Source organism: Streptomyces sp. NBC_00442, from assembly GCF_036014195.1.
Taxonomy (GTDB): Bacteria; Actinomycetota; Actinomycetes; order Streptomycetales; family Streptomycetaceae; genus Streptomyces.
The window spans coordinates 7460471-7484805 of sequence record NZ_CP107918.1; the positions used below are offsets into that span (position 1 = coordinate 7460471).

Sequence of the window (24335 nt, forward strand, 5' to 3'; positions counted from 1 at the left end):
TCCCAAGGAGCCCAGGTGTCCCCAGCCGTGCAGGCCCTCGCCATCACCCTCGCGGTGGCCCTGTTCGCCGCGGCGACGGTGGTGGCGAAGCACCGCTTCTTCCCCCCGGATCCCGCCGACGAGCCGCGCGAGGACGTCGCCGAGTACATCTCGATGATGGTCGGTGTGCTGTACGCGCTCGTCCTCGGCCTCGCCCTGGTGTCCGTGTGGGAGACCAGCGACAACGCCTCTTCCCATGTACAGGCGGAAGCCGGCGCCCTGCACCAGACGTACCTGGTGGCCGATGCCCTGCCGTCCGCGGAGCAGAGCCGCGTGCGGGCGATCGCCCAGCAGTACGCCCAGCACGTCGTCGTCGCGGAATGGCCGAGAATGGCGGCCCGCGAGAGCCTCGGCGCGGGCGGGTGGACGCTCCTTTCGGAGTTGCGCGGCGCGACCCGCGTACCGGCCAACGCGACCCCGGCCCAGCAGATCGCGGCCCAGGAACTCCTCGCCCAGCTCGGCACGCTCGACGAGGCGAGGCGGGGGCGCGAGCAGGACGCGCAGAGCAGTCTCTCGCCCGTCCTGTGGGTCGGCCTGATCCTGGGCGGGGTGCTGACCGTGGCCTTCATGTTCCTCTTCGGCATCCAGCGCAACGCCACTCACATCGTGATGGTCATGGGGCTCGCCGCGCTCATCACCTTCCTGGTGCTCCTCATCCACGAACTGGACGCGCCGTTCGGGGGCTACCTCGGCACGGACACCTCGGCGTTCACCCGTCACTTCCCGGCATGAGCCGCGCGCGCCGGCGTTCGAAGAGGATCGGCCACAGCGCGACGAGGACGAGGAGCCACACCACCGTCAGCGTGGAAAGGCGCGCTCCGAACCCCGCGAGGAGCAGCGGCAGGGCGCAGCACGGCACGGGTACGCACAGGAGCCAGCGGCGTTCGCGGTTCGCACGCCCGAGCCAGGCGAGGCCACTGAGCAGGAAGTATCCGGCCAGGGCCGAACAGAGCAGCCATCGCGTGGCGTTGGGCAGGGTCTCCAGGTGCTCGACGGCCGCCCCGAGCGCGGCGGCCAACGCCGCGAGGCAGCCGGCCAGGAAGCAGTGCAGGGGCAACGCGGCGCGTGCGGGAAGGACCCCCGCGGCCAGGTGGGGCACTCCCGCGTAGCCGTGCCGGAACGACAGGGCCCACACCGCGGTGAGCAGGGCGAAGGCGGCGACGGAGAAGCCGTACAGCTTCCTCTCCCACGGAACGTCGGCGGCGGCCTCGATCACCTGGGCCACCCCCTCGCCCAACACGATGATCACGAACAGGCCGAGCCGCTCGCTGAGATGGTCCGCCTGCGACCGCGCCAATGACAGGCCCCCGGCGCGGACCCGGCCGGGTCGTCGACTCTCGCGCCGCTCCCGGGCCGCCCGGTGCCGGACGACGTCGCGCGCGGAGACCGCGAACGTGACGTACAGGTCGAGGACGATGCCGAGGGCCCAGAGCCATTGGCGGGCCGGTTCGTGCACCCAGAGGGACACGATCCACGGGGTCACGCCGAACGACATCTGCGCGGCGGGCCAGTCGACGAGCACCTGACGCCGGTGCTGCCAGGCGCGGTTGGCGAGCACCCGGGTCAGGACGTAGGCGAGCGCGAACACCCGGGCATGCTGGTCGTCGCCCTCGTGCACACCGGGCACCGCGGCCGCCATGACGGCCATGCCGAACATCGCGAACAGCACCGTGCGGGTGTGGGTGCCCGCGTCGGCCACGTTGGCGTACAGGGTGAAGCAGATCCAGGCGGTCCAGAACGCCAGGAAGAGCAGCACGTAGAACCCGACGTCGGCCGGACCGGGCGTGCCGTGCAGCAGGCGGGCGATCTGTGCCACGCCCGCGACGGCCACGAGGTCGAAGAAGAGCTCCAGCCAGCTCGCGTGCCGGTCCTCCTCCGACGGCGCCCGCACAGCCGCCCCGGCCGAATCGTCGCTCACACCACTCCCATCGCCGCTCACCGGCCATGCCCGTCGCCAGGACCGCCCGAACCACGCGGCGTACGGCGCCGGCGCCCGGCGTGCCGGAGCGGGATCAGACGTGCAGGCGTGTTCAGTCGTGCGTCACGTGTGGAGGCGGCTGTTGGCGCCGTCGTGGCCGTCGGCGCTCTCGTCGTCGAACCAGTAGTCCCCGGCCGCCAGGTAACGGAAGGCGTGCGTGGTCCGGTCGGGCAGCTCCACCGTCACCGCACGCTTGCCGTCCTTGCGGGCCAGCAGCTCATGGGTGCCGGGCCGCCAGTCGTTGAAGTCACCGACGACGCTGACCGGGCCGGGCGGGGCATCGACAGGCAGCACGAACGTGATCTCGATGCTGTCCTTGCTCCGCTTGCGTTCCAGCACGGAAACCTCCTGTGGGTGGATGGGGTTGGGCCCATCCTGGGGCCAGGACCACGGACCCGCACCCCGGCGCCGCCGCCGACGCGCGGACCGAGCGCCCCCAACGGCCGAACGCGAGCGCCGGTCAGGGGTGCGCCCCGGCGTCGTCACGATGCGTGAGGGTTCGGGATGCGTGCGCGGGGCGGCCCTGGTTCGCTGGAAGGGCTTGCGTCGTCTCCGGCCGCGGTCAGGGCGTAGCGGCTCGGCGGCGGCGGCCCGAGCCAGGCCCAGGTTCAAGGAGCCCGCCATGTCGGACACCATCCACAGCCGCGGACAGCACGGCCATGGCGACGCCCCCGACACCTCGGCGGCCTTCGTCCGTCTCGGGACGCTCGTGCGGGGGCCCGAGTACGAGACCCTGCGGGCCGACCTCGTGGCGCAGTGGCTGCCGATGGCGCAGCGCCTGGCGCTCAGGTACCGCAACCGCGGCGCGGAGACGGACGATCTTTACCAGGTCGCCGCGATAGGACTGCTCAAGGCCGTCGACCGGTACGAGGCCGCGCGGGGCCCCTTCGAGGCGTACGCGATTCCGACCATCAACGGCGAACTCAAGCGGCACTTCCGTGACGTCCTGTGGGCGGTCCACGTGCCGCGCCGGGTCCAGGACCTCCGCAACAAGGTCCGTATCGCCCGGCAGGAGCTGAAGGCGATGCGGCCGGGCGAGCCCACCGTCGCCGAACTGGCCGCCCGGTCAGGGCTCGACGAGCAGGATGTACGGGCCGGCCTCGCGGCCCTCGGCTCCTTCAAGAGCCTCTCGCTCGAAGCCGAGACGCGAACGGAAGGCGGCGAGGGCGGGGAGAGCGTCTGCCTGACGGACACGCTCGGCGCCCCCGATCCCGGATTCGACGCCGTCATCGATCGCGAAGCGGTCAGGCCCGCCCTCCGGGCGCTGCCGGAGCGGGAATCGCGGATCCTCTACATGCGGTTCTTCGAGGGCATGACCCAGAACCAGATCGCCGCGGAGCTCGGCATCTCCCAGATGCACGTCTCACGTCTCCTGAACAGCACGTGCGCCCGCCTGCGCGACCAGGCGCTGGACGATGACCGCGTCGGCGCCGCCTGACGCCGTCGCCCCGCGGCGCACCGGCTTCCTCGGCGGTAGGGGCCGACGCGCGGACCGGCGTGGTTCGCCCTAGTTTGGCCCTGTCGGCAACGAGAACATGACGCTGGGAGTCCGGATGGCGGGCAAGCACAGGAAGGTCCGAGCCAAGAGCGCGGGCGGGGAAGGCGCGTCCGTGGACGGCGGGGGGCAGCGAGGTGCGGCCAAGGCGTCGGACGGCCGATCCGGAGGTGCTGCGCGTCAGGCCGATCAGGTCAGGGCCAACGTGAAACAGGCCAGGGCCGACATCGAGGGCCGACCCCGCACGGACGACGAGGGAGCACCGGGCGCGAACAGCGAGTAGCCGCTCCTCCCCGCGGGCCGGGGCGGCGTCTTCCGGTCGCCACGACCCGGGTGCCCGACCTCGGCCACGGGCGAGGCACATGGCGCGATAACGCCCCTGCCGAACCGCGGGGCTACCGCACCACGGCGCGCGGACGTAATGTGTCCTGGTCCGTTTCGGCTATTACCTGTCCTGCCTGGTCGTGGTGACGGCCACTTACCCCGGGGGGTTTCGATGGTGGAGGACATGGTGCGGACATGGGCGGCGGGCTGGGCCGTTTCGCGGGGGACGCCTCCGGCCGTCGAGAAGCCCTGAGGTACCTACATCCGCGTCGAGGGAGACCCGCACGAGGCCGCGCGCCACGTGCTGCCGCGGGCCGGTGAGACGCTGGTACGCGCTGCCGCGGCGTCCGTCACGACGCCGCGCACCTGGATGAAGATGCCGATCGAGCCCGCGGAGACGGAGCCGTGGCTGCCCGCGGGTTGGGTGGTGGCCTGGGACGACACCGGGCACCTGATGGCCGTCGACCTGATGCCCGCCCAGCCCGCGGTCCCCGACGGCTACACCGTGACCGTGGAGGACGCCGGGGCGGTCAGTCACGTCACCGTGCTGGACGCCGTGACGGGCAAGCGCGCGGCCAAGGGGCAGATGGCACGTCTGGGAGAGAGCGTGGTCGTCGACCGGGTGCTCACCGAGGAGTCGTACCGCCGCCGCGGGCTGGGGCACGTGGTGATGCGTACGCTCGTCAACCACGCCCTCGACGCGGGTGCCACCCTCGGCGTGCTCGGCGCGACCGACAGTGGGCGTGCCCTGTACGAGACCCTGGGCTGGAAGAAGCACGCCACGCTCGCGGAGTGCGTCTACCGTCCCTGAAGGGCCGGCCGCGGGCGGTGACCGCCCGGCCCGTACCACCGACGGCCCCGCCCGGCGTCAACTCCCGGGCGCCGTCGGGGGAGTGGCGGGCCGAACGCCCCGGCCGTGCCGTCCTTCCCTGGCCTACGGGCCGTGCTTCCCCTCTCGCTGCGCCCGAGCCATCAGGGCGTCCCTGAGTGCGAAGACGGCGGTCCGGTCGGCGTCGCGCGCGAACCGTTCGAGCAGTTCGGCCGCGCCGGGGTCCGGCCCGCCCTCCATCGCTTCGACGAGTGCGGCGATACTCGGCCACTGGTCGCTGGAATGGCTATCGTCCACGGGATGTCCGGTTCTATTAGCAGCTTCGAGGTCGGCATCCGCCCCAACGGACTACTCATACCAGGACCGGACCGCTCATGGTGGCCGACTGCTGCCCGAACCACCATATAGACCAGGGTGTTCCGCCCCCCCGCCGCGCATCACGGGCGCTGGCGCGATGGAGAGGGCCGTGGAGTCCACGCGGTCCCGGCGCGGCGCGGGCGGCGTTCGCACCCGGGCGTCCCACGGGTCCTGGCACGCGCTCGGACCATGGTGCGCCTTCGGAACGCCCCCGCATCCCGCCCGTGGCCCGCGTGCGGTGTCCGGTGACCTTCCACAGACTGGGATCGGCAGGCCGTGCCGCGCGGCACGGCACGCCGCTGTGGGCCGCGGCCCGAGGGCGGTACACCAGCGAGGAGGAACCATGAGGGCACTCACCTGGCACGGCAAGCGGGACGTACGCGTCGACACCGTGCCCGACCCCACCATCCAGGATGACGACGACATCGTCATCAAGGTGACGACGACCGGCCTGTGCGGCTCGGACCTGCATCTGTACGAGGTTCTCGGCCCCTTCCTCGACCCGGGCGACATCCTCGGACACGAACCCATGGGCATCGTCGAGGAGGTCGGCCCGAAGGTCACCGCACTGAAACCGGGCGACCGCGTCGTCGTCCCGTTCAACATCTCGTGCGGATCCTGCTTCATGTGCACCCAGGGCCTGCACTCCCAGTGCGAGACCACCCAGGTGCACGAACACGGCTCGGGCGCCTCGCTGTTCGGCTACACCAAGCTCTATGGGCAGGTGCCGGGCGGCCAGGCACAGTATCTGCGCGTCCCGTTCGGCAACGCGCTGCCCATCCGGGTCCCGGACGGCCCCTCCGACGAGCGCTTCGTCTACCTGTCCGACGTCCTGCCCACGGCATGGCAGGCGGTCGAGTACGCCGCCGTCCCACCCGGCGGCAGCGTCGCCGTTCTCGGCCTAGGGCCCATCGGAGACATGAGCGCCCGCATCGCCGCCCACCGCGGGGCCGGAACCGTCATCGGCATCGACCTCGTACCGGAGCGCCTGGAGCGAGCGCGCCGGCGCGGCGTCCACACCCTCGACCTCCAGGAGTGCGGCGACAACCTCACGGACGCGGTACGCGAACTCACCGGAGGCAGGGGACCGGACGCCGTCATCGACGCCGTCGGCATGGAGGCCCACGGCAGCCGCGTGGCGGCCGCGGCCCAGGGCATGGCGGCCGTCCTGCCCGACGCACTCGCCTCGGCCATGATCAAACGGGCCGGAATCGACCGGCTCTCCGCGCTCCACACGGCGATCGACCTCGTGCGCAGGGGCGGCACGATCTCCATCTCCGGCGTCTACGGCGGCGCGGCCGACCCGATGCCGATGCTGACCATGTTCGACAAGCAGCTGCAACTGCGCATGGGCCAGGCCAATGTCAGGCGCTGGGTCGACGACATCCTGCCGCTGCTCACCGACGGCGACCCCCTGGGAGTGGACGACTTCGCCACGCACCGCCTCACGCTTGAGCAGGCACCCGACGCGTACGAGATGTTCCAGAAGAAGCGGGACGGCGCCGTCAAGATCCTCTTCACCCCGTGAACGCGACCGCTTTGCCCTGAACGAGGACGTGCCACGCGTCCGGGGGCTTCCTCGCCACAGGGCGCGTTCATCCACGGACAGCGGGTACGCGGCGTGGACGGCCCCGGCCCCGCGCAAGGACCGGGCAGATGCCATGGCCCCCTGCGGATGCGGGTGACAACCGCCCGCGGTCCGTTTGAGGTTCGAGACCGAGCGGTCATGGCTGAGGTGTCCTGACGACCGCCACTGGGAGAGAACATGACGACAGAGCACCCCAAGAACGACTCCACCGCGAGCGGCGACGGCCTGCCGGGCAAGCCGGGGCCGGTCTCGCCGCCGGTGGCCGAGCCGACGAGGCCCGTCGAGCCGCTGCCGCCCAAGGCGGACCAGCAGGGTCCGGAAACCGTGAGCCCGACCGGTCAGGCCACGGGCGCCGACCCGGCCCGCATGGCGCAGAGCGGCGCGTACCTCACCACCGCCCAGGGGACGAGGGTGCACGACAGCGAGCACTCGCTGAAGGCGGGACCACGCGGCCCGGTCCTGATCCAGGACCACCATCTGCGTGAGAAAATCACGCACTTCGACCACGAACGGATCCCGGAACGCGTGGTGCACGCGCGGGGCGCCGCCGCCCACGGCGTCTTCCAGGGCTACGGCACCGCCGCCGAGGTCACCAAGGCGGCCTTCCTGGCCAAGGGTGTGGAGACACCGGTATTCGTCCGGTTCTCCACCGTCCTCGGCTCGCGCGGCTCGTCCGACACGGTGCGCGACACCCGCGGCTTCGCGACGAAGTTCTACACCGACGAGGGAACCTTCGACCTCGTCGGGAACAACATTCCGGTCTTCTTCATCCAGGACGCCATCAAGTTCCCGGACGTCGTGCACGCCGCCAAGCCCCACCCCGACCGCGAGATCCCGCAGGCACAGAGCGCCCACGACACGTTCTGGGACTTCGTGTCCCTGCACACCGAGGCCACCCACCACACGCTGTGGAACATGTCCGACCGCGGCATCCCCCGCTCGTACCGGATGATGGAGGGCTTCGGCGTCCACACCTTCCGGCTGGTCAACACCGCCGGTGAGAGCGTTCTGGTCAAGTTCCACTGGAAGCCGAAGCTCGGCGTGCACTCCCTGGTGTGGGAGGAGGCGCAGCTCATCAACGGGATGGACCCCGACTTCCACCGCCGTGACCTCTTCGACGCGATCGAGGCCGGCGCCTTCCCGCAGTGGGAGCTCGGGATCCAGGTGTTCCCCGACACCCCCGAGCAGACCTTCGAGGGAATCGACCTCCTCGACCCCACGAAGTTCGTGCCCGAGGAACTCGCACCGGTGCAACCCATCGGCCTGATGACCCTGAACGCCAACACCAAGAACTACTTCGCCGAGACCGAGCAGGTCGCCTTCCACCCCGGGCACCTCGTTCCCGGCATCGACGTCACCGACGACCCGCTGCTCGCCGGACGGCTCTTCTCCTATCTCGACACGCAGATCAGCCGGCTCGGCGGCCCCAACTTCGCACAGATCCCGATCAACCGGCCGCACGCGCCCGTCAACGACATGCTCCGCGACGGTATGCACCAGAGCGCCGTGCACACCGGTGTCGCGCCGTACCGGCCGAACAGCCTGGACGGCGGATGCCCCTTCCTCGCGGGCGCCGACATGAGCGCCTTCGTGGAGACCCCGGTGCGCATCCCCGAGGCCGGCAAGGTCCGCGAGGCGCCCGCCTCGTTCGCGGACCACTTCAGCCAGCCCCGGCTGTTCTGGCTCAGCATGAGCGCCCCGGAGCGCGAGCACATCATCGCCGCCTACACCTTCGAGCTGAACAAGTGCTTCGAACAGGCCGTCAAGGAAAGGAACTTGAAGGTCCTCGCGAACATCGACCCCGAGCTCTGCGAGCAGGTGGCCGCGGGCCTCGGCCTGCCGGCGCCCGGAGCCACCGTGCCGCTCGTCCCGGCCGACCCCAGCCCGGCCCTGTCCCAGCTGGGAAACACCTGGCCCACGGACGGCCGGGTCATCGGCATCGTCGCCGACGCGGCCGCCGACCTGGACGGCGTGCGGAGCGTGCGCCGGGCCGTCCTGGACGCCGGCATGGTCGCCCTCGTCATCGCGCCGACGGGCGGCACCCTCGGCTCCGACGACGACCCCGTCGCCGTCCAGCGGACCTTCGCCACCGCCCGGTCCGTCGAGTACGACGCGCTCCTGTTCGCCGGATCGCCCGAGCCGGGCGCCGACGCGTACGGAGCACGCGACGCCAAGGCCGGGTCGCCCGCCTCGACGGGGTCCGACCCGCGCGTCCTGCTGCTGCTCACCGAGGCCTACCGGCACGGCAAGGCGCTCGGTGGATGGAGCGACGCCCGGGGGCTGTTCGAGTCGGCCGGCATCGGCGCCGACGAGCCCGGCATCGTGCTGAGCGACAACGGTGCGGCCGCCGTGGAGAAGGTCAGGAATGCGCTGGCCGAGCACCGGGCGTGGGACAGGTTCCCGCCGGCGGTCTGACGCTCTCGATCATGTGTGCCCGCACCATGCCGGTGCGGGCACACATATGTGTGGCGTCTGGTGTGTGGTGTGAGGGGCCGTGTGTGGGGCGCCGGGGCGGGCGTGAGGTGGGTGGGTGTGGGGCGCAGGCCCGGCCCGTTCAGTCCGCGAGGACGGTGATGCGTGCGCCTTCCCGCACGACGGCCTCGGGGCTGCGATGCCGGCGAAAGAGCTCGCGCTGACGCTCGGCGCCCGCCCCTGAGCCGTCAGCTGCGCCAGCGTGCGCCGTACCCGCTCCAGGTCACCACTGTCGGACAGGCGTCCTCCACCTGGTCGAGGAGCGCGGCGACCACCGCGGCCGCGGGCTCCTCGCGCATCGTGCGAGGGTCTACGAGGGTGCCGTTCAGGCCCGAACGGGCGGCCCGCCAGGACGCGAGACGCAGCAGGCCCGAGCTGATCCCGGCCGCAGGACGGCCCGCACGCCAAGCCGCGGCGGCACTCTCCACCAGGGCACGGACCAGCGCCGCGATCAACACGGCGGTGCTCGGCTGCAGACACACGTCGGCCACGCGGACCTCCACCGTCGGACAGCGCGCGGAGAGGCGGGCGTCGAAGTGGACCGTCACGGGCGACGCCCTCGACGTCGGAGTCGACCGCCACATGGACATGGCAACCACAGGTGAGCTGCTCGCGGGCGGTCAGGCCGAAGGTCTCCGCCATCCAGAGGTGCCGCTCCCCGAGATCGAGCGAGGGCCGTACCGGCACGGGCGACGTGGCAAGGGCCGCCACCGTGGCCCCGGCCTCCTCGGCGCGGGCGGCCGCCTCCCGGCGACGGCGAAGGATCTCGTGCTCCATCTCGCCCATCGACGTCAGCGGGTCGGTGGCGAACTCCACCTGCTCCCTCTGGAGTTCCTTCTCGCACTGCTGCCGCTCGGCGTCCGCCGGCCTTCCGGAACGCGGAGGGGGAGACGACGACCGCGGAGAGGGCCAGTACCTCCCCGGCGCGCGCGCCGACCATGAGCAGTTCTTCTTCAACGCCGACGGTGCGCATGCGCAGCCTCCGCTCCATCCCGGTGCCCCATGGGGGAGGGTGGCCCGGCGGCGCGGAGTCATACGGAACGGCCGGGCGGGGCCGAAGGCCTCGTCCCCGCCGGCAGCGGACCGGTGCCCGCGGCCGGGCGGAGTCACGGCCGTCGGCCGCCGTCTGCCCGCGGCTATGCGGGGTCGAGGCCCGGAACGGCCATGCGGCTGGCCTGCTCGCTCTGTTCCTGGGCCCGGCGGGCCTTGTCCGTCAGACGCTTGCGCTGCTCCGGGTCGCCGGCGCGCTCGGCGGCCTCCCGCCACTCCAGGGCCCGCGCCTCCAACTCGCGGGCGCGGCTGCGGTATTCGTCTCCCACACTCATGATCACTCCTGGGTAGCGCGGTGGAAGGCGGGGAACCGGCTGCCTGCGAGGCCGCGGCCGTGCCTTCGCGCCGCTCGACGGCACGGCGGACGCCGCGCCTTGGCTGCCAGCTTGGGTGATGCGGTACGAAGCGGCATCCGGGGTTCGGCCATGCGCGGAGGCACGGCCGGGCCCCCGGCCGGCGCGATGCCGGGGGACGACGGGGTGGATGAGGGGCGGAGCCGGATCGGGGTCCGTCACCACCAAGCGGTCCCGGGCCGCGATCGTCCCATTGGAGCAGACACCCGGGCGGGCATCCGAGATGTCTGGGCATATTCGGGTAGCAGAGGTATGTCATCCGCACACACAGGTCGTGCGATCCCGTAGCGCCGGGGTCACCCCGGTGTGTGGGGCATCCCGCCGGCCAGGGGTCACCACGACCCTCGGCAGCAACACAGAGGAGTCGGAGCAACATGGTTATCGCTCACTCGACATCGCAGGTCGTCGCCGCCGGCCCCGCCACGGCGCTGCTCCTGGTCATCGTGGGACTGGTAGTGGTGGCGGGACTCCTCGCGATGTTCATGGCAGGACGCCGCCGAGCGGCACGCAAGCCCCCGCCCCCGTCGGCGCCGCAGCCCGGGGCGGACTCCTGGGACACCCCGCCGTCGTCCCCCGACGCGACCGACCGGAACGACCGGAACGACGGCAGGTGACGTTCCGGGCCGGGCCGCCCGAACGCTGACCGGGTGCCCGCCGCGTGGCGGGCGCGCCAAATGCCCCAACTCCCTTACGGGGGTGGGGAAAGCGATGGGTCGGCAGCGGGCGGCCGATCGCGTCCCCCGCGCGCACGGGATCGGCACGTCGTGGCCGGCCGGGGGGAGCGGGACGTACGAGCACGGGATGGAACGGCGTAGGCCGCGGGGAGCGGCCAGTACGAGCACAGGATGGAACGTTGAGGGATCTGGGCCAGGCCTTCGTTCAGTGGAGGCAGTGGGCGGGTTGGGAATGTGCCGCGGTGTCCCGGTCGGCACGGCGGGCGCTGAGCGGCCCCGGGCCCGAGCGGGACACCGCGGTCCAAGCCCTCAAGGCCGCCGCGGCCGCGCTGATCGCATGGGCCCTGGCGGGCTGGTGGTGGGAGGCGCCGATGGCGATGCTGGCACCCTGGACGGCGCTCTTCCTGGTGCAGAGCACCGTGTACCGGTCGCTCAAGACAGCACTGCAGCAGTTCGTGGTCGTCGTGGTCGGCACCCTCCTGGCGACCGGCGCGGGTGCGCTCACCGGCAACACCATGTTCGCCATGCTCATCGCGCTGCCGGTAACGACGCTCTTCGGCTCGTACGCCCGATTCGGGACCCAGGGCCTCAACGCACCGACCGCCGCGCTCTTCGTACTGGTCTACGGCACGTACTCGGGCTTCGACATCCTCCACCGGTTCCTGGAGACGCTGCTCGGAGCGGCCATCGGGCTCACGGTCAACGCCCTCGTGCTTCCCCCCGTGCACTCCCGCAGCGTGCGCCATCTGCGTGGACGTCTGCCGGACGAGAGCGCGGCGCTGCTCCACACGGTCGCGGACGGACTCGACGACGGTGACATGGCGCAGGACGACGCGGAAGCCTGGCACGACCGCGCGAGGCGTCTCACCGACCGCGTGACCGACCTGCGCACCGCCCGCCGCTGGTCGGAGGAGAGCTACCGCTTCAACCCGGGCCATCGGCTGCGCCGTTCGGCCCCATTGCCACCGGCCGCCGACTGGGACTACACCTGGGACCGGATCACGAACCACCTCGAAGCCATCACCAGGACCCTGGCCGAGACGGCCGCGAAGCAGCCCGACGGCGAGGTTCTGCCGGGTCCCGCACCCGGCATCGTGGCCGCACTGCTGCGGGCGGCCGGCGACGTGTGCGGCCTCGACGACACCCTGGAGTGTTCGGACTCCTCCGGTCAGGACGGCGACGAACAGGCCCTGCGACGGACCCGCGACCGCCGCGAGGCGCTCCGGCGGGCGTACGCCGCCGAGAACGAGCTGACCTCCGTCTTCCGCGAGGGCGGTGACGCCTTGCGGGACGCGCTCGCGGCCGTCACCGCGGACACGATCCGGCTGCTGGGTGACCTCTCGGCGGTCGCGGGACGCGACCCGGACGAGGGGACGGACGAGGGGGCGGGTGCGGCAATGGAGGACGAGGAGGGTGTCGGTGGTGCGGGGCCCGAGGAGGGACGGGCACGCGGCGGAGCCGGGCCCGGAGTCGGGGGATAGGCACCGCCGCACCGCCGGGAACGTGCCCTCCCGGACGCCTTATGCCACCCCGGAGGTGTGGCCGCGGGCACCGCAGGTGTCGGCACCCCCGGGCCCGCGCTCGAGCGGCAGTCGTCACGCCGCCTGCCGCTGCCTGTCGAGGGCCTCGATGAGCTGCTCACGGGTCATCGTGGAACGGCCTTCGATTCCCTCGGCCGTCGCCTTCTTGTACAGCTCGGCCTTGTTCATGGCGTGCGGATCCTGCCCCTTGTGCGAGGCCTGAGCACGCTTCTTGCCCGCCGGCTTCTTCGCCGTCCGCCGGGCGGACCGCTTCGCGGCGCCGCCGCCCGCCGAGGCCTTCGCGCCGGAGTCCTTGGGACCGCGGGCCCCCTCCACGCTCGCGCGCAACGCCTCCATGAGGTCGACGGCGGGCGACGGCTCGGGCGCGGGCTCGGCCTTCTCCACGCTCTCGCCCGCCCTCTTGGCCTCGATCAGAGCGGCGACCTTCTCCTGGAACGTGTCGTGGAACTGCCCCGGGTCCCAGCTCATGCTGAGCGTGTCGATGAGCTGCTGCGCCATCTTCAGTTCCTTGTCCGAGGCGGCCGACGTGCCCGGAAGGGTGTCGATCTCTCGCTCGGGGTCCCGGATTTCGTCGGCCCAGTGCAGCGTGTGCAGCGTCAGGAGACCGTCCTCGGCCTTCACCGCGACCAGATATTCGTGCTGGCGCATCACGAAGGTGGCGACACCGGTCTTCTCCGCACGGCCAAGAGCCTGGGTGAGAAGGCTGTAGACCTTGGCGTACCCCTTGCCACGCGGAGCCAGGTAGTACGTCTTGTCGAAGTAGATCGGCTCGATCTCGTCCAGATCCACGAAACCGGTGATCTCCAGGGTCTGGGAGCGCCCGGGAGCGATGTCGTCCAGCTCCTCGGGTTCGACGATGACGTACTCCTCGCCCGTGTCGTAGCCCTTGACGATGTCCTTGGCATCCACTTCCTCACCGGTGCGCTCGTTCACCCGCCGATTGCGGATCCGGTCGGACGTGCCGCGCTGGAGCCGATGGAAGTGGACGGTGTGGGTGTCGGTCGCGGTGTAGAGACCGACGGGCAGGCTGACCAGGCCGAAACTGAGGACTCCGGCCCACACGGGTCTGGCCACGACGCCACCGCCTTCGCTGTCGTCCCCCTTGTCCGTAGGTTCTCAAGCCGGGAGGGCCATGTCGCGTCGGCGTGGTCCCGTCGCCCGTACGGCCCAGTCCCGCACAAGCGCTCGGCGCCTCCCCGGACGACCACCGGGGAAGCGCCGAGTCCGTCAGGAAGACGGCGTCGCGCGGGCCGGGTCAGCCCCGCCGGCCGGCGACCAGGCGGTAGAGGAAGAGGACGATCACCGAGCCGACGACCGCGGTGATCCAGGTCGACAGATGGAAGAACCCCTTCATCCCGTCCACTCCGAAGACGAGCTGACCGAGCCATCCGCCGAGCAGTCCGCCCACGATGCCGATCACGATGGTGACCAGACATCCGCCCGGGTCCTTGCCCGGAGTCAGGGCCTTGGCGATGGCTCCCGCGATGAGTCCGATGATGATCCAGGCGATGATGCCCATGACGAAGACCTGCTTCCTTTCGTTCCGTGACCCGGAGGCGACGCCGTCCGGGCAGTGACAGCGGGGAGCCGGCCCCCCGTTCGCTTCTACGCCGTACCCCCGGCGGAGGTCCGCTCACGGGACCTACGGTCCCCGGGCCGGGACCGAAGGTCCTGGTCGGGGCCGCACGGACGGGGTAGGCGGCGCGGAAAGCGTTCCCGGTCCCGGAGTGGTCGCACATGCCGACGGAAGAAGATGGCGCCAACCGCATGGAAGAAGACGAGATCAACCGTTCGGCCTCGGAGCACACCGCCCACGGTGGGCACGGCGCGCACGCGAGGAAACGGGGGCCACGCGAGGCGTGGGGCGACTTCAGGCGCTCCCCGTTCTTCCCGGCGGTCGTGCTCGTGTTCATCCTGTCCGCCGCCGCGGGCCTGTTCGCCGGCTCGTACACGTACTCCATGGCCAATCCGACGCCGCACCACATCCCCACCGCGCTGGTCGCACCATCCGGCTCCGCGGAGGCCGAGAAGTTCGTGGCCGGGCTCGACAAGGCACTCAACACCTCACTGGCGGTGCATCCGTACGAGGACGTATCCGCGGCCCGTCAGGCCATGGAGGAGCAGACCGTCTTCGCCATCCTCGACGTACGACCGGACAGGGTGCGCATGGATGTGGCGGGCGCCGCCGGTGCTTCCGTGGCCCAGGTGCTCACCCAGGCCGCGCCCCCGGTCGCGAAGGCCATCGGCGTGCCGGTGACGATCACCGATGTGAAGCCCCTCCAACCGGGCGACCCTCGTGGCCTCGCGCTGTTCTACATCTCTCTGGCCGCGGTGGTGCTGGGATTCGTCGGCTCCATCCAGCTGAGCGTGCACGCACGCACCCTCAACCCGCTGGAGCGGATCGCCTTCACGGTGGCGTACTCCCTGCTCGGCGGGTTCACCATCGCCGCGGTCGTCGACTGGGGGCTCGGCGCGGTACGGCTGCCGTTCTTCGAGTCCTGGATGATCCTCGCGCTGACGATGTTCACCTCGGGGATGGTCTTCACCATGTTCAACACCCTGATCGGGCGCTGGGCCATGCTGCCGACCTGGGGACTCATGGTGCTGCTCGGCAACCCGTCCTCGGGCGGTGCGGTGTCCTGGCCCCTGCTGCCGTCGCTCCTCGGCCATGTCGGGCGCTGGCTGCCGCCCGGGGCCTCGGTCAACGCACAGCACACGGCCGTCTACTTCGCCGACGCCCAGCACGCCTTTCCGTTCCTGGTCCTGGCGGGATGGTCCCTGCTGTCCTGTGCGGTCTTCTGGTTCTGGCGCCACCGCCACCCCGGGGGACGCGACCGCGGCGAGCCGGCCCACGGGGTGGCCGTCGGGGCGTGACCCGAATGCGGCGACAACGGAACGCCGCCATGCGTCCGGGCGGGTGGTCCCCTTCGGTCGGCCACCGGTGCGAACGCACTTCGCCCCGCCGGAGGAACCGGCGGGGCGAAGCGTTCGGCTGGTGTGGACGCGTCACCGCATGTGTGCGTTACCAGCGGTACCAGCGGCCGCTTCCGCCGCGGGGTCGTGCGACGAACCCGATGAGCCACACGACGAGGACCACGATGGCGATCCACCACAGGGCCTTGAGCGCGAAACCGGCACCGAACAGGATCAGGGCGAGCAGAAGAACGAGAAGCAGGGGAACCATGGTCATCAACCTCCGGTCCACCGTGTGCCCGGGGAAACGCGGCCCACGCATTGTGATCGACGAGATTCATATTCACCCCCGCGGGCGTTACCGGCCAGTTTTGGGGCCGGGTCAGGGGGTTTGGATGTGCCGCATCGGGCCAGGCGTATGACTGTCAGGCCAAGAGAGATCGATGTGCGGGAGTGATTGTTGTGTCGGGTGACGAGAAGGCGCAGTCCAAGGTCGAGCAGGCCAAGGGCAAGGTCAAGGAAACGACCGGCCGGGCCGTGGGCAACGAGCGGCTCGAAGCCGAGGGTGGCGCCGAGAAGGCCAAGGGCGACGCTCGTGAGGCCAAGGAGAAGGTCAAGGACGTCTTCAAGGACTGATCGGCCGGTGCTGATCCGTTCGACGGCACACGGTAGGGCCCAGCCGGAATTCCCGGCTGGGCCCTATCGGTGCTCGGGCCGCGGGCCGGGCCCGGCATGCGGCCCTGCTCGCTTTCGGGACGTCGTCCGTGATCAACTCGGCGTGTCGACCGAACGGGATGTCTGTGGGGCTTGGGGCACGAGACGGACTTGAGAGAATGGTGTTCATGGATATCGCGCGCAGGAACAACGTCACCATCACCGGCAACCCGCAGGGACGGCCGGTGGTGCTGGCGCACGGGTTCGGCTGCGACCAGAACATGTGGCGCCTGACGGTTCCCGCCCTGGCCGACGACTACCGGGTGGTGCTGTTCGACTACGTGGGTTCGGGCCGCTCGGACGCGTCCGCGTTCTCCGAGGAGCGCTATGGATCGCTGAGCGGTTACGCCCAGGACGTGGTCGAGGTGTGCGAGGAACTCGACCTGCGCGACGCGGTCTTCGTGGGTCACTCCGTGAGCGCGATGATCGGGGTCCTCGCCGCCGAGCGGGCTCCCGAACGGATCGGCGCGCTGGTGATGGTCGCCCCGTCGCCCCGCTACATCGACGAGGACGGATACCGCGGCGGGTTCAGCGCCGAGGACATCGACGAGCTCCTCATGTCCCTGGAGTCGAACTATCTCGGATGGTCGGCGGCGATGGCGCCGGTGATCATGGGGCACGACGACCGGCCCGAGCTCGGTGAGGAACTGAAGAACAGCTTCTGCGCCACCGACCCGGAGATGGCACGCGTCTTCGCCCGGACCACCTTCCTGTCCGACTCGCGGGACGACCTGAAGTCCGTGACGGTGCCGACGCTCGTCCTGGAATGCCTCCAGGACGCCATCGCGCCCCGGGAAGTGGGCGCCTTCGTCCACGCGGCGATTCCCGGCTCGACCCTCGTCACCCTCGACGCGACCGGACATTGCCCCCATCTGTCCGCTCCCGAAGCCACCAACGAAGCGATCCGGACCTTCCTGGTCAGCCTGCGATGATGTGCCGCAACGGGGAGTACCCCGACCCACACGGGGCCGACAAGGAGAGAACCGCCGACGCGGCGTTCGCGGCGCTCCTCGAGGACAGCGCCGACGAACTGTACGAGTGCGCGCCGTGCGGCTATCTCTCGACGCTGATGGACGGCACCATCGCCAAGATCAACACCACGCTGCTGGAGTGGCTCGGTCTGGAACGCGAGGCGGTGGTGGGCCGGATGCGTTTCACCGACCTGCTGACCGTGGGCGGCAAGCTGTACCACGAGACGCACCTCGCGCCGCTGCTGCGGATGCAGGGCGAACTCGGCGGCATCGCCCTGGAGATGAAACAGGTCGGCGGCCGCCGCATGCCGGTCCTCGTATCCTCCGCGCTCAAGCGCGCCGAGGGCGGTGAGCCACTGCTGATCCGTACGACCGTCTTCGACGCCCGGGACCGCCGAGCCTACGAAGAGGAGCTCCTGCGCGGCCGCAAGGCGGCGGAAGTCGCACGCAAGCAGGCCGAAGAGGCTCGCAACCAGGCGGAGGCCCACCGTGCCCGCCTTCAGGACGCCCTCGCCGTGCTCCAGCAGTCCCTGCTTCCCGACACCCTGCCGAAGGTCGCCGGGATGGAGACGGCCGCCTACTACCACACCGCACACCCGGAGCGGCTCGGCGGCGACTTCTACGACGTCTTCCCCATCGGCGGAAACCGGTTCGGCTTCTTCCTCGGAGACGTGTGCGGCAAGGGCCCCCAGGCCGCGGCCGTCACCTCCCTGACCCGCTACACGCTGCGTGCCGCCGCCCTCCACGACCCGGACCCGGTCTCCGCGCTGTCCACGCTCAACACCGTGCTCCACGCCCGCTACACCGGAGGGGGCGATCCGCGGTACTGCACCGCCGTCGTCGGCACCCTGGAGCCCGACCCCGAGACGGGCAACGTCGCCGTCCACCTGGCCTCCGGCGGCCACCCTCCGGTCATCATCGCGAGGGCCGACGGCACGGCGGACTTCCTGCCCACGCCGGGCGGTCTCCTGGTGGGCATCCTGCCCGAGGCCCGCTTCACGGCCGCCAGGAGCGTACTCACCCCCGGCGACACGCTCCTGCTCTACACCGACGGCATCACGGAGGCCCGCACCAGCGCGGACCGCAGCAGCCTGTACGGGGACGAGGCCCTGCTCGCCTTCGCGGCCGGCCACGCGGGCAAGCCGCCCGACGCCGTCATCCAGGCCCTGACCGGCCTCCTGAACAGTTTCGGCGAAGGCCTCGACGACGACACCGCCCTGCTCGCCCTCGGAGTCCCCGCCGCCGACCCGCAGACGAGAAGCCCAGAATGAGCCCACTGACGATCACCTCCCGAGACTCCGCGACCGGTCCCGTCCTGTCGGTCTCCGGCGACCTCGACTACGCCAGCGCCGCCGGACTCCGTGACCTGCTCCCCACGATCGCCCTCAAGCCCGGCCAGCGCCTCGTCCTCGACCTGGGGGGCATGGACTTCTGCGATTCCAGCGGAGTCAGCGCCCTGATCGCCTCCCACAACCACGCCCAGGCGGCCCAAGCCCATCTGGCGCTCGCGGCCGTGCCCGCCAACACCCTGCGTGTGCTGCGCATCGTCGGCCTTGACCAGATCTTCCCGCTCTACCCCGACAGTGCCACGGCCACCTGCGCCTGACGGCAACAAGGCCTGCGGACAGGGGAGTTGGCCTTGCGAAGCCGATGCGCCGACGGCGCGGACGCCGCTGGTGCCCCGACCGGAAACGATCACCGGCTTGGCCGAGTGGACTTGCCCCGGTTGGATGTGACGAGACGTCCGGAGCGAGAAGGGCATCCGCCGGAGTGGGCGACCACTCAAGGCCGCGGCCTGACGCCCCGCCTCAGCTGAGGATCTCGGCCGCCTTGGTCATCGGTCCTCCTTCGTCACCAGTGTTCAACGTTCCCGTCGGCTCGAGCAACAGGATCGCGGTCTCCTCGTCGGCCAGGGTGCGGTGTTCGAGTCCACGGGGAACTACGAACAGCTCGCCGGGGTCCAACACGACATCGCCATCCCGGAGCTGGATGGTGAGCCGCCCACTGATGACCAGGATCAATTCATCGGGTGCCTCATGGGTGTGCCAGACGAACCCGCCTTTCAGTTTGGCCAGCTTGACCTCGTAGTCGTTGAGCACCGCCACCTTCCTCTGCGTCCACAGCCTGCTGCCTCCCGGCGTCCCCCACGACGGTCGGACCGTCACCGCGTCCGGGTTCCGCAAGCGCAACCTCTCCCTTGGCGGCTCCGTACTCCCGCAGGGTTTGGCCGGCCGTGCGGTGGATGCTCCCGTCTTCGACGACGGGATGCTGCGCTGTCGGATCGACCAGCTGCACACGGCTCTCATCCATGCCGGAGACGGGTTCGAAGCTGAGTCCCGCCTGTCGTTCATCCGAGAACGACTCCGCTTCCACCTCGCGGGGCTCCAGCCCCGCGCACCCGGGCGTGAGGCAAACCGGCTCGCCGTTGAGCTGCGGGAACTACTGGACTCGCGGACCCACTCCGGCCTTTCCCTGCACGAGGCCGCGGCCACCCTGCATGCCCATCCCACCCACCTGATCCGCTGCTTGAAGCAGACATACGGCCTTCCGCCACACGCCTACCTCACCGGCGAGCGGATCGAACACGCACGCCGCCTTCTCCTCGACGGCCACCGGCCCGTCGAGGTCGCCGCACCCGTGGGAATGCACGACCAAGCCCACTTGAACCGACACTTCACACGCCACGTTGGCACCACGCCGGCGCGTTACCAGCGCACTCGCACCCGTTCTTACGCGACTACCGCCTGAGCCTGCATCGGATGCTCGTATCCGAACGCCCCGACAGCCCCAACTCGGAGATCAACCCGGCGAACCCATGCGGTCGGAGCGCTAGTGCGACACGACGTCCTTGCCGCCCGCCACGATGTCCTTGACGAACACGATCCCGTCCGTCGTCGCCAAGTGGGCCGGATCGAACGGCGCGTAGCCGAACCAGGGGGACACCCGGGGCGTCGGCGGTGTGGTGGCGAGGGCGGCGGCGAGTCGCCGGGCGTCCACGACGCAACGGTCCTCGGGCAGGCCGTACAGCAGCCCTTCGAGAGTGGCCGGCGGCGGGACGTCCACGCCTTGGTGCCGGATCGTGCCGAGCGCCGTGGCGAGGAAGGCGTAGTCCGTGCCCATCCGGGCGCTCACCAGAGCGCCCGCGCTCCACCACTCCAGCGGCGCCCCACCCATCCGCATCGTGCTCAAGTCCCGCTGGAGATGGGCGTTGTGGGCATGGACCAGGGCCGGTCCGCGTTCGGCCACGGCGGTGAGGTTGTCCGCCATCATCCGGCCGCGCAGGGCGACGAGACGGGTCATACGGCTCGGTGCCGGGTCGGCCATCCAGTAGTGGTAGCGCAACAGGCCGGTGGCGGTGCGCCCGAACAGGCGGGCCCTGTCCCAGGCATCCCGAGACGTCGCAGTCATCAGGTGCGGCGTCTGTTCGTCGAAGAGCGCCACCAGGTCATCGGCGAGCAGCCGCAACTCCTTGGCCCGGACCGACCGTCCGACGGACCGGGCCGGGTCCCTCATCGCGGCAGGTTCGCTCCACGGGTCGTCGGCGCCGAGCAGCCGGTCGAGCGTTTCCTCCGTGCAGGGGAGCAGATCCGCGTTCACATGGGCGAGCAGATAACCGTGGAGCGCGGTGAGGGCCTGGCGAGGGCTCGCGGCCCCGGTCATTTCCAGGGGGCCGTCCATGCCCGCGAAGCGCAGCCGTTCGGACCGGGGGCGGCCGTCGTTGAACGCGCGCATCCACCGCACCAGTTCGCGGTTGGCGTCGGAGCCGTTGAACCACTCGTGGCTGAACCCGCGCGCCATGACGTCGTCGAGCGTGCCTGTGCCGGAGGTGACGTAGTCGTCCACCAGCAGGCCCCGCACGCAGTCGCTCTCGATCGCGATCGTTCGGTAGCCCTCCTGCTCGACGAGGTGCCGGAAGAGCTCGTTGCGCAGGCCGAGCAGGGTGGCCTCCCCGTGTGTGGGTTCGCCCAGGGCGAGCAGCCGGGGCCGGCCCGGGAGCAGCCCCATGACGGCGGCCGCATCCACGGCCTGGACGGTGTCCTTGATGTCGATTGCCATGCGTTCAACGGTATCGTTGAACACTCGGTGGAAACTTTTGCGCTATATCGTCGGTGGTATGGGGAAGAACCTTAAAAGTGGTGGTCGGCTGAGGCCGGTGGATCTGGCGCGCGGTCACGGTCTCTCCACGCAAGCGGTCAGGAACTACGAGGAGGCCGGGATCCTGCCGGCCGCCGAGCGCACGCCCCACGGCTACCGCGTCTACGCGCCCGTGCACGCGGCGGCTCTGCGTGCGTTCCTCGCGCTGGTGCCCGGCCATGGCCACGGCAGGGCCACGTCGATCATGCGGGCGGTGAACGAGGGATCGTGCGAGGCGGCGTACCGGCTCATCGACGAAAGCCACGCACAGCTCCTCGACGACCGTCGGACCCTCCGGGCCGTGGAGAGCGCTCTGCGCGATCTGGGGCCGGTCGTGTCCGAACCCCTCCCCGCGGCCGGGCGGGCCGCGGTGTCGGGGCCCGGCGGCCTGTTCATCGGGCCGCTGGCGGAGCAGCTCGGAATCGGCCCGGCGACGCTGCGCAAGTGGGAGGACGCCGGGCTGGTCCGCCCGCACCGCGATCCGCTGACCGGGTACCGCGTCTATGACGAGGCCGCCGTTCGGGACGCCCGCATGACCCATCAACTCCGGCACGGCGGCTACCTGTTGGAGCAGATCGCCCCGTTGATCACCCAAGTGCGCTCGGTCGGCGGCACGGAACCGCTGGAGGCCGCGCTGACCGGGTGGCACGACCGGCTGTCCGCACGAGGGCGGGCGATGCTGGCCGGCGCCGCACAGTTGGACGCCTACCTTCGCAGCCGCGGCTGACGGCGCGGCGGGTCCGCCCGAGGGATCCCGTCAGTTGTCCTTCACCAGCCGTATCACGGGAGTGAAGATCAGCCCTGCCATGAGGAGCCAGCCGCCCAGCTGCCAGAAGGACTGCAGACCGTTGGGCGGGAGGCCCGACAGGGCGGCCGAGTAGCCGTAGGCCGAGCCCAGGACGACGCAGGCGCTGACGGTCTGTGTGACGGGTGACCACGCGAGTTCGCGCAGCATGTCGTCGTCGTCGATGCACAGCGCGAAGATGAAGACCCAGGGCAGCATGCACACCCCGAAGATCATGGCGGTCAGCCCCCGTATGTCGCCGTCGATGCCACCCTGGAACAGGTCTACCTCCCACTTTCCCTGCGCGAGCCGCTTCAGCTCGGCCGGGGGACCCGCATAGGCGCCGAGGGCGGGCTTGGACGGCGCCCACATCACGGCCATCCGCGCGCCGGCCTTGAGCGGCTCCGAGGTGCGGACGGGGCCGGCGGGCAGCGGGTCGGCGCTGCCGGGCACCGAGACACGCAGCTTGCTGTAGTAGCCCACCACGAGGTCGGCCCTGTCGTCGTCGTACTCCTTCCTGACCACCTCGGGCTGTCCCGTCACCGTCGCGATCGTCACTTCGGCGCCGGCCCTCTGAAGGGCCGCGGGCAGGCTGTTCTGTCCGGGCAGGCCGGGCAGGGTGATGGCGGTCAGTGACGCCGCCAGGAGTGCGAAGTTGGCGAGCAGTTGGCGGATCTTGTTCCACCCCTCCGACCCGTCGGGCACGCCTTGCAGGATCTCCCGCACGAGCCGGATGTCCTGGCCCTGCTTCCAGAGTCTGTCCTCGGGCATGGCGGCGAGCCGAGCCGTGCGGCTCCCGTACGCCCGCCGGATCCACAGCAGTGCCGCCCGCGCGACGGCCGAACCGGCCGCCGTCCACATGCAGATGAGGACACCGGTGTGCGGCGCGGGCTCGGAGTCGATGCCCAGGGCCCAGACGATGCCCACGGCGAGTGCGACATACGTGAGAACAGTGGCCGCGCGCACGGCGTGAGTGAGGGCGGCCGCCGTACGCAGCGTGTGTACCCGGATTTTGTACATGAACTTTCCCTCGGCATCGGACAACGCCCGAGTGGGCACGATGCGGGTAAGTGGATCATGAAATAGGCGGAACTGTCGCTTCAGTCGCGGTCCGGCCGCAGCGGACGGGTGCGGCTGCGGATGCGGTTCCGGGGTGCGCGTTCCACCCCGCGATCGCCTGAGGGCGGTGGCCGTACGGTCGTTGCGACGCGGCCATCGGTACTTTGACGAAATTAAGTACGCATCAAGACGTCTTCCCCGCAAGGAAGTTGATGCATACGGTCGCCCTTGTCAGTCGACAGAACAATGTCAAGGAGGGACAGCATGAACCCCAACCTTCGGGCCGCGGCCGCCACGGCCGCGCTCGTCACCGGGCTTCTCGCCGCCGGTGGCGTGGCCAACGCGGCGGAGAGAACCGACGCGCAGAACCTTTCCGCGCACATCCAGAAAGCCGTCGTCGCCGAGCAGCAGCTCGGCCCGACGACCGGCGGCCCCATACTCGGCCTCTTCCTGACCACCCCCGACGGCGCCGACACCGCGTCCTCCTGACGCCGCGGAGGCGCGCACCGTGGACCGTCAAGGCGAAGACCACATCACCTGGTGCCCGAGCGGTGACGCCCACCGCCCGGAATCCGTAGTCCTCGGCGTCAGGTCGGGAGGAAGCGGCCAGGTCGTCTATCTGGACGAGCCCGTGCCGGCGGCGGACGTGCTGCCCGGCATCCCCGAGGGCATCGCGCCCCACCGGGTGCTCCGGTTCGCCTCGCACTGCACGTCCGCCTGTGCGAACCGGGTGGGTGACGACTGCGGTCTGATCCAGCGCATCCAGACCCTGCCGTCACCGCGCGAGACGGGCGCCGTGCCGCGGTGCCACCTCCGTCCGCACTGCAAGTGGTGGCATCAGACGGGAGTCGACGCCTGCCACCGCTGCCCCGCTCTCGCCACGCTCAACTCCGCCGACGACCCACTCGCCGCGCTGGTGGCCGATCCGGCCACGACCGTCGAGCAGTTGGAGGGCTGGATCGCCGCGGCCGAGTGAGACCTCGGCATCGAGCGGGGCTCCGCCGCGCGTGGGCCATCCGTTTCGAGCGGACCCCGGCCGTGGGGGCGGCCGGGGCCCAAG

General features: G+C 70.8%; 26 protein-coding genes and 1 pseudogene. 16 read left to right on the forward strand and 11 right to left on the reverse strand.

What is annotated here, in order from left to right; all coding sequences use genetic code 11:
• The first annotated feature begins 15 nt into the window (after positions 1–15).
• Positions 16–771 (forward strand): bestrophin-like domain, encoded by a 756-nt coding sequence (locus OG432_RS33595; protein ID WP_328314731.1) that lies wholly within the window; start codon positions 16–18, stop codon positions 769–771.
• On the opposite strand, the gene OG432_RS33600 is transcribed toward OG432_RS33595, so the two are convergent.
• Complete coding sequence (locus OG432_RS33600) at positions 749–1957, reverse strand: low temperature requirement protein A (RefSeq protein ID WP_328314732.1); 1209 nt, start codon at positions 1955–1957, stop codon at positions 749–751. The two genes, OG432_RS33595 and OG432_RS33600, sit on opposite strands and share 23 nt — an antisense overlap.
• 123 nt (positions 1958–2080) lie before the next feature.
• Positions 2081–2356, reverse strand: coding sequence for an isoamylase early set domain-containing protein (locus tag OG432_RS33605; RefSeq protein ID WP_328314733.1), 276 nt, complete (start codon positions 2354–2356; stop codon positions 2081–2083).
• A 283-nt stretch (positions 2357–2639) separates the two neighbouring features.
• Between OG432_RS33605 and OG432_RS33610 the strand changes: the two genes are divergently transcribed.
• On the forward strand, positions 2640–3455 hold the full coding sequence (locus OG432_RS33610; RefSeq protein WP_328314734.1) for a SigB/SigF/SigG family RNA polymerase sigma factor: 816 nt from the start codon (positions 2640–2642) through the stop codon (positions 3453–3455).
• 757 nt (positions 3456–4212) lie between these two features.
• A complete protein-coding gene (locus tag OG432_RS33615; protein WP_328314735.1) occupies positions 4213–4647 on the forward strand; it encodes a GNAT family N-acetyltransferase in 435 nt (144 codons plus the stop codon).
• Positions 4648–4770: 123 nt separating this feature from the next.
• On the opposite strand, the gene OG432_RS33620 is transcribed toward OG432_RS33615, so the two are convergent.
• Positions 4771–4962 (reverse strand): hypothetical protein, encoded by a 192-nt coding sequence (locus tag OG432_RS33620; RefSeq protein WP_267055013.1) that lies wholly within the window; start codon positions 4960–4962, stop codon positions 4771–4773.
• A gap of 403 nt (positions 4963–5365) precedes the next feature.
• Between OG432_RS33620 and OG432_RS33625 the strand changes: the two genes are divergently transcribed.
• Together OG432_RS33625 and OG432_RS33630 are read left to right on the forward strand one after the other, a co-directional pair.
• The gene (locus tag OG432_RS33625; protein ID WP_328314736.1) at positions 5366–6550 is read left to right on the forward strand and encodes a zinc-dependent alcohol dehydrogenase; all 1185 of its coding nucleotides are present in this window, start codon (positions 5366–5368) and stop codon (positions 6548–6550) included.
• Between the two features lie 237 nt (positions 6551–6787).
• The gene (locus OG432_RS33630) at positions 6788–9025 is read left to right on the forward strand and encodes a catalase (RefSeq protein WP_328314737.1); all 2238 of its coding nucleotides are present in this window, start codon (positions 6788–6790) and stop codon (positions 9023–9025) included.
• A 139-nt stretch (positions 9026–9164) separates the two neighbouring features.
• Here OG432_RS33630 and OG432_RS34995 read toward each other — a convergent pair.
• Positions 9165–10055: pseudogene (locus OG432_RS34995) on the reverse strand (glutamate-cysteine ligase family protein).
• Between the two features lie 163 nt (positions 10056–10218).
• Entirely contained in the window at positions 10219–10407 is a 189-nt protein-coding gene (locus tag OG432_RS33645) for a DUF6381 family protein (protein WP_328314739.1), read from the reverse strand.
• 452 nt (positions 10408–10859) lie between these two features.
• On the opposite strand from OG432_RS33645, the gene OG432_RS33650 reads away from it, so the two are divergent.
• Both OG432_RS33650 and OG432_RS33655 read left to right on the forward strand, forming a co-directional pair.
• Positions 10860–11099 (forward strand): DUF6479 family protein, encoded by a 240-nt coding sequence (locus OG432_RS33650; RefSeq protein ID WP_328314740.1) that lies wholly within the window; start codon positions 10860–10862, stop codon positions 11097–11099.
• Between the two features lie 302 nt (positions 11100–11401).
• Positions 11402–12640 (forward strand): FUSC family protein, encoded by a 1239-nt coding sequence (locus tag OG432_RS33655; protein WP_328314741.1) that lies wholly within the window; start codon positions 11402–11404, stop codon positions 12638–12640.
• A 114-nt stretch (positions 12641–12754) separates the two neighbouring features.
• Here OG432_RS33655 and ku read toward each other — a convergent pair whose 3' ends face one another.
• Positions 12755–13774 carry a non-homologous end joining protein Ku gene (ku, locus tag OG432_RS33660; protein WP_328314742.1) on the reverse strand — a complete coding sequence of 340 codons (1020 nt, stop codon included), beginning with the start codon at positions 13772–13774 and terminating at the stop codon, positions 12755–12757.
• 181 nt (positions 13775–13955) lie between these two features.
• Positions 13956–14219 carry a GlsB/YeaQ/YmgE family stress response membrane protein gene (locus OG432_RS33665; protein ID WP_267055024.1) on the reverse strand — a complete coding sequence of 88 codons (264 nt, stop codon included), beginning with the start codon at positions 14217–14219 and terminating at the stop codon, positions 13956–13958.
• Positions 14220–14467: 248 nt separating this feature from the next.
• On the opposite strand from OG432_RS33665, the gene OG432_RS33670 reads away from it, so the two are divergent.
• A complete protein-coding gene (locus OG432_RS33670; protein WP_328315353.1) occupies positions 14468–15574 on the forward strand; it encodes an ABC transporter permease in 1107 nt (368 codons plus the stop codon).
• 148 nt (positions 15575–15722) lie between these two features.
• Here the strand turns inward: OG432_RS33670 and OG432_RS33675 are convergent, their stop codons facing one another.
• Positions 15723–15884, reverse strand: a complete 162-nt coding sequence (locus OG432_RS33675) for a hydrophobic protein (RefSeq protein ID WP_267055052.1) — start codon at positions 15882–15884, stop codon at positions 15723–15725.
• Positions 15885–16075: 191 nt separating this feature from the next.
• Here OG432_RS33675 and OG432_RS33680 point away from each other — a divergent pair, with 191 nt between their 5' ends.
• The 4 genes from OG432_RS33680 to OG432_RS33695 all read left to right on the forward strand — a co-directional run bounded on the left by OG432_RS33680 (position 16076) and on the right by OG432_RS33695 (position 18904).
• Complete coding sequence (locus tag OG432_RS33680) at positions 16076–16249, forward strand: CsbD family protein (protein WP_328314743.1); 174 nt, start codon at positions 16076–16078, stop codon at positions 16247–16249.
• A 206-nt stretch (positions 16250–16455) separates the two neighbouring features.
• The gene (locus OG432_RS33685) at positions 16456–17259 is read left to right on the forward strand and encodes an alpha/beta fold hydrolase (RefSeq protein ID WP_328314744.1); all 804 of its coding nucleotides are present in this window, start codon (positions 16456–16458) and stop codon (positions 17257–17259) included.
• Positions 17259–18569: a PP2C family protein-serine/threonine phosphatase gene (locus tag OG432_RS33690; protein WP_328314745.1), complete on the forward strand. Its 1311-nt coding sequence runs from the start codon at positions 17259–17261 to the stop codon at positions 18567–18569. The genes OG432_RS33685 and OG432_RS33690 overlap by 1 nt, the downstream gene beginning before the upstream one ends.
• Complete coding sequence (locus tag OG432_RS33695) at positions 18566–18904, forward strand: STAS domain-containing protein (RefSeq protein WP_328314746.1); 339 nt, start codon at positions 18566–18568, stop codon at positions 18902–18904. The genes OG432_RS33690 and OG432_RS33695 overlap by 4 nt, the downstream gene beginning before the upstream one ends.
• A gap of 202 nt (positions 18905–19106) precedes the next feature.
• On the opposite strand, the gene OG432_RS33700 is transcribed toward OG432_RS33695, so the two are convergent.
• Entirely contained in the window at positions 19107–19397 is a 291-nt protein-coding gene (locus OG432_RS33700; protein ID WP_328314747.1) for a cupin domain-containing protein, read from the reverse strand.
• Between OG432_RS33700 and OG432_RS33705 the strand changes: the two genes are divergently transcribed.
• Complete coding sequence (locus OG432_RS33705; protein WP_328314748.1) at positions 19390–20046, forward strand: AraC family transcriptional regulator; 657 nt, start codon at positions 19390–19392, stop codon at positions 20044–20046. The two genes, OG432_RS33700 and OG432_RS33705, sit on opposite strands and share 8 nt — an antisense overlap.
• Positions 20047–20127: 81 nt before the next feature.
• Here OG432_RS33705 and OG432_RS33710 read toward each other — a convergent pair whose 3' ends face one another.
• Positions 20128–21354, reverse strand: coding sequence for an erythromycin esterase family protein (locus OG432_RS33710; RefSeq protein ID WP_328314749.1), 1227 nt, complete (start codon positions 21352–21354; stop codon positions 20128–20130).
• A 58-nt stretch (positions 21355–21412) separates the two neighbouring features.
• Between OG432_RS33710 and OG432_RS33715 the strand changes: the two genes are divergently transcribed.
• Entirely contained in the window at positions 21413–22159 is a 747-nt protein-coding gene (locus OG432_RS33715) for a TioE family transcriptional regulator (RefSeq protein WP_328314750.1), read from the forward strand.
• Between the two features lie 30 nt (positions 22160–22189).
• Here OG432_RS33715 and OG432_RS33720 read toward each other — a convergent pair whose 3' ends face one another.
• Positions 22190–23236, reverse strand: coding sequence for a hypothetical protein (locus OG432_RS33720; RefSeq protein ID WP_328314751.1), 1047 nt, complete (start codon positions 23234–23236; stop codon positions 22190–22192).
• Positions 23237–23539: 303 nt separating this feature from the next.
• Here OG432_RS33720 and OG432_RS33725 point away from each other — a divergent pair, with 303 nt between their 5' ends.
• Entirely contained in the window at positions 23540–23764 is a 225-nt protein-coding gene (locus OG432_RS33725) for a hypothetical protein (RefSeq protein ID WP_328314752.1), read from the forward strand.
• 19 nt (positions 23765–23783) lie between these two features.
• Positions 23784–24251 (forward strand): hypothetical protein, encoded by a 468-nt coding sequence (locus OG432_RS33730; protein ID WP_328314753.1) that lies wholly within the window; start codon positions 23784–23786, stop codon positions 24249–24251.
• The last annotated feature ends 84 nt before the right edge of the window (positions 24252–24335 follow it).